We start from the raw sequence: 5,493 nt of genomic DNA on the forward strand, positions 1-5,493 counted from the left end.
GCGAGTGGCACGGCGTCGCGCCGGAGGTGCTGGCCCCGGTGCTCGCCGAGCACTTCCGGTGAGCACCGGGAGCGGCCGGCCGAACCCTCGCGGCCGGCCGCTCCCGGTGCGCGCCCCCGCGTCAGGCGGCCTCGTAGGCGGTCACGCCGTCCCGTTCCGCCGCGCGCACCGCACCCCGCCTGACCAGCACGTCCAGGTGCGCGGCGGTCTCGCCGACGGCCAGCACCTGGTTGAACGGGTCCAGCTCGGCGAACGACCGGCCGCGGCGGGTCCAGCCGAGCCTGCCCGCGGTCTCGAACGCGGTGCCGGTGCCCGCGCGGACGGCGTCCAGGGTGGCCGCCAGCCGGTCCTCGTGGTGGGCCAGCAGCTCGTCCACCCGGGCGTGGCTGGAGTCGGTGACGGGGCCGTGGGCGGGTAGCAGCCGCAGGTCGGGGCAGGTACGCACCAGGCGCAGCGAGTCGAGGTAGTCGCCCAGGGGCAGGGCGGGCCGGGCCGGTTCGAAGCCGATGGACGGCGTGATGTGCGGCAGCACGTGGTCGCCCGAGAACAGCAGCCGGGCCTCCGCGTCGACGAACACCACGTGGCCGCGGGTGTGGCCGGGCGTCGGCAGGACGCTCAGCACGCGCTTGTCCAGCTCCAGGTCGCCCTCCCCCAGCCACTCGTCGGGTTCCTCGTAGTCGCGCACCGCCTCCTCGCCGAGGGCGGCCAGCACGGTCCGCCAGCGCTCGGCCAGGTGCGGCGCGCCCCACTCGCGCAGGCTCTCCACCTGGCCGTTCGCCGCGCGGGCGGTGATCCTGGCCAGGGACGGCTGCTCGCCGAGGCCGAGGGCGACCTTCGTGCCGAAGCGGCGGCGCAGGGCGACGGCCATGGTGTAGTGGTCGCGGTGGACGTGGGTGACCAGGAACCGGCGGACGTCCTCGAAGCCGTGCCCGAGGTCGCCCAGCGCCCGCTCCAGGGCGGTGAAGCCGTCGTCGAGCGCCCAGCCCGGGTCGACCAGGACCAGGCCGTCGCCGTCCTCGATCGCGTAGCAGTTGACGGTGTGCAGGCCGTCGTTCGGCAGCGGCAGCGGGATGCGGTGCACCCCGGGCGCGACCTCGAAGGCTCCGGGCAGGGTCCAGTCCACCCCGCGATCCTACTGTCCGGTAGCTTCCGGGGGCCGGGCGGTGCGCGCCGGTGTCCGGAGCAGCGTGCAAGATTGTTCACATGGACGTCTACCTGCTGATCCTCGGCGACCACCTGCCCAACCCGAGCACGGGGCACGCGGTGACCGAGGCCGACCGGCTGCGCGCGATCGTGGAGCAGGCCGTGGTCGCGGAGGAGGCGGGCTTCACCGGCGTGGCCATCGGCGAGCACCACTTCACCCGCTACATCGTCTCCGCGCCGGAACTGCTGCTGGCGACCATCGCCGGGCGCACGTCCACGCTCCGGCTGTCCACGGGGGTGACCCTGCTGGCCCACCACGACCCGGTGCGGGTGGCCGAGGAGCTGGCCACCCTGGACGTGCTGTCGCGGGGCCGGGCGGAGCTGATCGTGGCGCGGGGCGTGTCGCAGCGCACGGACGCGGCGTTCGGGGTGCAGGACGACCTGCGGGCGCGGTTCGACGAGAACCTGCGCCTGCTGCTGCGGCTGCTGGAGGAGCCGCACGTGACCTGGGAGGGCAGGTACCGCAGCCCGCTGGTCGACGTGACCACGACGCCGCGACCGGTGCAGCGGCCCCGGCCGCTGGTGTGGATCGGCAGCGGCTCGGCGGTGTCCGCCGACCTCGCGGTGGAACTGGGCCTGCCGCTGATGCTGCCCAGCACCCTGCGCGACCCGGGCACGCACCGGTCGGTGGTCGAGCGCTACCGCGAGGCCATGGGCGGCGGCGGCCGGGTGGCGCTGCCCAGCCACGTGTTCGTGGCGCCCACCGCGGCCGGGGCGCGGGCCCGGTGGCGGCCCCACCTGACCGGCTACGCCCACTTCGCCGACCGGTGGCGCGGTGACGGCGACGTGGACGTGGACGCGTTGATGGAGGGCGCGGCGGTGTGCGGCGACCCGGTCGAGGTGACCGAGCGGCTCAACGCGCTGACCGACCTGCTCGGGCTGGACGCCCAACTGGTCATGATCGACATCGGCGGCCTGCCGCACGAGGCCGTGCTCGACGCGATCCGGCTGTTCGGCGCGGAGGTGCTGCCGAACCTGAAACCCTGACGGGTTTGGCGCGCGCGCCCGCTGGATAAGGAGTGTTCACCTCGTCGCGGACCTCTTGGCGGAACGGTGGACATGCTGAGTTCGTACCTGGAGCCCGCGCGGACGGGGTTCCTCACCTTCGTGGGCGTGGGGGCGTTGCTGCTCCTGCCCTTGATCGCGCTGCACTACTGGCGGTTCGGGCGCGTCGAACCGCGGCGGGCGCTGGTGCTCTACGGCCTGCTGGCCTACGGGCTCGTGGCGCTCGCGCTGATCTTCCTGCCGTTCCCGGACCGGGACGCGGTGTGCCGGGGCGAGACCATGCTGTCCACCACGCCGTTCCAGTGGGTCACCGACATGCGGAACAACATGGCGGCCAACGACCGGTCGGGCATCCAGGCCATGGTGACCTCCCAGGCGTTCCTCCAGCAGGCCTTCAACGTGGCGCTGTTCGTGCCGCTGGGCGTGGTGCTGCGCAAGGCATACCGGCGCGGACCGCTCGCGGTGGTGTGCATCGGCCTGGGCGTGTCGCTGATGGTCGAGGTCGTGCAGTACACCGGGAACCTGGGCTTCTACCCCTGCCCGTACCGGATCGCGGACGTGGACGACCTGATCTCCAACACCGGCGGCGCGCTGCTGGGGTGGATGGTCGCGCCCGTGGCGCTGGTGGTGCCGACCGTGCCGGACCAGGACGACGTCGTCGCGCCGCCGGGCACGGTGAGCGTGCCGCGCCGGCTGAGCGGGGTGGTGGCGGACCTGCTGGTGGTGGTGCTGGTGTCCCGGTTGCTGCTGCCCGACCTGAGGTGGGCGCTGGCGCTGATGGTGCTGCTGCGGGTGGTGGCGCCCGCGGTGACGGGCGGCTGGACGTTCGGCGGGTGGCTGCTGCGGTACCGCACGCGCCGGCCGGACGGCCGCCCGGCCGGCGCGTGGCGGATCGTGGTGCGCGAGCTGCTGGGCGTGACGGGGCTGTTCGCGTACGCGGTGCTGGTGTCGCCGAGGTCGGACCAGTGGTGGGAGTTCGGGCTGGACCTGGTGGTGATCACGGTGGTGCTGGTGGGGACGTTCGTGGTGCCGGTGTTCCGCCGCGACCAGCTGGGGTGGCACGAGCGCGTGGCGGGCACCCGCACGGTGGTGGTGCGCCCGACCCGCGTGCCGGAGCCGGTCTAGCGCCCTGGGTCGTTGGTGCTTCGACAGATCAGGTCGTAGCGGTAAGGATCCGTCGTTCGTGGACGAGGCCCCCATCCGCGGGGGTGTGGGTGTGATCGGACCCGCCGGCTGTGTGAAGCTGCGGCGATGACAGCCGAGATCACTGTTTCGCGGTGGCGTGACCAGGCGCTCGCGCCCCTCCTGCTCGCCTACCACCTGCGGACCGAGGCGGAGAAGGGCGTCGCGGTGTCCGCCGTCGGGGAGCTGCCGCCGCGCTACCGCGCCGAGGTGCTCGACCCGCGGACCGCGTTCGCCGCCGACACCGTGTGGGTGGCCGAGACCGGTGGGAACCCGGTGGGCTGCGTCGTGGGGTCCGCGTCGGCCGACGCCTCGCTGGAGGTCAAGCGGCTGTGGGTGGACCCGGCCTGCCGGGGCAGGGGGGCGGCGAAGGCGCTGGTCGCCGCGGTGCTCGAGCACGCCGCCGACACGGGTGCGGTCGCCGTGCGGCTGTCGGTGTGGCACTGGCGGCGGGACGCCATCGGGCTCTACGAACGCCTCGGCTTCACCCTCGCGGACTCCTGGGACGACCGGCCCGGCCTGGTGTGCATGCGACGCGCGGTGGTCGACACCGACTGGTCGAACAAGACCGGTCGGCGTTGACCAGGCGGTGGTGGTGACGTCCGAGGGGGAGGTCGGCGACCGAGTGCCCTTGCGGCACCGGGCCCGGCGCCGGAGCGCGTGCGGGCGCGCGGCCTGCGGCACGCGGCCTGCGACGTGCGGCGTGCGGTCAGCGGCGTGCCGTCAGCGGCGGAACCAGGCGCGCCGCGACTGCTCCCCCGAGACCAGCGCCTCGCCGAGGGACCGGCCGACCAGGCCGCGCTCGCCGTAGGCCCGGAGCAGCCGGCGGGTCAGGTCGCCCCGCTCCACGTCCGGCGCGGGGCCGTCGTCCACGCCGTCCTCCGGGCCGGCGAAACCGTCGTGGCCGAGCACGATCGACCCGGCCCGGCTGTCGCGCACCGCACCGGCCACCCGCTCGGGCTGCGGCACGTCCGACCAGTCGCGCAGCGCCGGTCCCCACAGCACCGGCACCAGCCCGTCCCGCGTCACCGCGCGCCAGGTGCGCGGCGACTGCGTGCCGTACGGCGGGCGGAACCAGGTGACGCGGCGGCCGGTCAGGTCCTCCAGCTCGGCGCGGGCGGCCCTGGTCCGCACCTCGACCTCGCGCGTCGGCAGGCCGGTGAGCCGGCGGTGGTCCAGCCCGTGCAGCCCGATCTCGTGGCCCTCCGCCGCGACCTCCGCCAGCAGCTCCGGGAAGCGCCTGGCCCGGGTCAGCAGCACGAAGAACGTGGCGGTCGCGCGGAAGTCGCCGAGCGCCGACAGCACCGCGTCCGTCCCGCCCGGCTCGGGGCCGTCGTCGTAGGTCAGCACGACGTGCGGCGCGGTGGTCCGCACCCCGCACACCGAACCGGCGATCCCGCCGAACATCCGCTCCACCGGCTCCGCGAGCTGCCGCACCCCTGATAAAGCACCCATCGCCGGAGCGTAAGCGGCGGTCACGGCGCGCAAGCCGCAAAACGGGTACCCCGCAGGGGTTTACCCCCGTGGGGAGCGGAAGTTAGACCAGGTCGTGGAGCGCGGCCAGTGCCGTTGGGTCCTCCGAGAGCAGGCGTTGGAACTCCGCGCGGGTGACGCGGCCGTCCGCGTCGGTGTCGGCCCGCTCGGCGAGCCGGCGCCAGAGCGCCCGGTAGCCGTGGCGGATCGCCCTGGCCCGCGGCGAGCCCGGCGGTTCGCCCGCACCCTGGGCCAGGCGCAGGGCGACGACGTCGAAGTCGTCCCGGGTGAGGCTGCCGTCGCCATCGGCGTCGAGCGGGTCGAAGGCCGGCGCGGCTGCCTCGCCCCGGATCAGCTCGTCGGCCCAGCCGATGAGCCGGTCCTGGCCCGCCCGGAGGACGTCGGCGTGGCCGGCGTCGGCGTGGCGGTCGAAGCGGACGGGGGTGCCGGCGCCCGCCAGGTCGGCCACGAACCGCTCGACCACGACCAGGGGCACGATCTCGTCCGCGCCGCCCGCCGACACCAGGACCGGGCGGTCCATCCGGGTGACCGGCACGCGGCAGGCGCGCAGGACCGGCGCCACGCCGGGGCGGGCGGGCAGGTTCGTGGTGCCGGTGTCGTCGTTGGTGA

6 protein-coding genes are annotated in these 5,493 nt (G+C 74.8%); 3 read left to right on the forward strand and 3 right to left on the reverse strand.

Annotation, left to right across the window (positions count from 1 at the left end; genetic code table 11):
• Positions 1 to 121 precede the first annotated feature (121 nt).
• On the reverse strand, positions 122 to 1,123 hold the full coding sequence (locus ACFV4N_RS39080; protein ID WP_499677724.1) for an MBL fold metallo-hydrolase: 1,002 nt from the start codon (positions 1,121 to 1,123) through the stop codon (positions 122 to 124).
• A gap of 80 nt (positions 1,124 to 1,203) precedes the next feature.
• Here ACFV4N_RS39080 and ACFV4N_RS39085 point away from each other — a divergent pair, with 80 nt between their 5' ends.
• The 3 genes from ACFV4N_RS39085 (at position 1,204) to ACFV4N_RS39095 (ending at position 3,972) form a co-directional block, all read left to right on the forward strand.
• Positions 1,204 to 2,190, forward strand: a complete 987-nt coding sequence (locus tag ACFV4N_RS39085; protein ID WP_499677725.1) for an LLM class flavin-dependent oxidoreductase — start codon at positions 1,204 to 1,206, stop codon at positions 2,188 to 2,190.
• Positions 2,191 to 2,262: 72 nt separating this feature from the next.
• Complete coding sequence (locus ACFV4N_RS39090) at positions 2,263 to 3,333, forward strand: VanZ family protein (protein WP_499677726.1); 1,071 nt, start codon at positions 2,263 to 2,265, stop codon at positions 3,331 to 3,333.
• A 126-nt stretch (positions 3,334 to 3,459) separates the two neighbouring features.
• Positions 3,460 to 3,972, forward strand: coding sequence for a GNAT family N-acetyltransferase (locus ACFV4N_RS39095; protein ID WP_499677727.1), 513 nt, complete (start codon positions 3,460 to 3,462; stop codon positions 3,970 to 3,972).
• A 141-nt stretch (positions 3,973 to 4,113) separates the two neighbouring features.
• On the opposite strand, the gene ACFV4N_RS39100 is transcribed toward ACFV4N_RS39095, so the two are convergent.
• Together ACFV4N_RS39100 and ACFV4N_RS39105 are read right to left on the reverse strand one after the other, a co-directional pair.
• Positions 4,114 to 4,845: a polysaccharide deacetylase family protein gene (locus ACFV4N_RS39100; protein WP_499677728.1), complete on the reverse strand. Its 732-nt coding sequence runs from the start codon at positions 4,843 to 4,845 to the stop codon at positions 4,114 to 4,116.
• A gap of 82 nt (positions 4,846 to 4,927) precedes the next feature.
• Positions 4,928 to 5,493 (reverse strand): EF-hand domain-containing protein (locus ACFV4N_RS39105; RefSeq protein ID WP_499677729.1); only part of this gene is annotated, 566 nt, incomplete at its 5' end.

Origin of the sequence: Actinosynnema sp. NPDC059797, from assembly GCF_042732085.1 — a bacterium.
GTDB lineage: Bacteria > Actinomycetota > Actinomycetes > Mycobacteriales > Pseudonocardiaceae > Actinosynnema.

Excerpts from the sequence above, each read along its gene's own strand:
- ACFV4N_RS39100 (WP_499677728.1), bottom strand. The coding sequence starts at position 4,845 with ATGGGTGCTTTATCAGGGGTGCGGCAGCTCGCGGAGCCGGTGGAGCGG.
- ACFV4N_RS39095 (WP_499677727.1), top strand. The coding sequence starts at position 3,460 with ATGACAGCCGAGATCACTGTTTCGCGGTGGCGTGACCAGGCGCTCGCG.
- ACFV4N_RS39090 (WP_499677726.1), top strand. The coding sequence starts at position 2,263 with ATGCTGAGTTCGTACCTGGAGCCCGCGCGGACGGGGTTCCTCACCTTC.
- ACFV4N_RS39085 (WP_499677725.1), top strand. The coding sequence starts at position 1,204 with ATGGACGTCTACCTGCTGATCCTCGGCGACCACCTGCCCAACCCGAGC.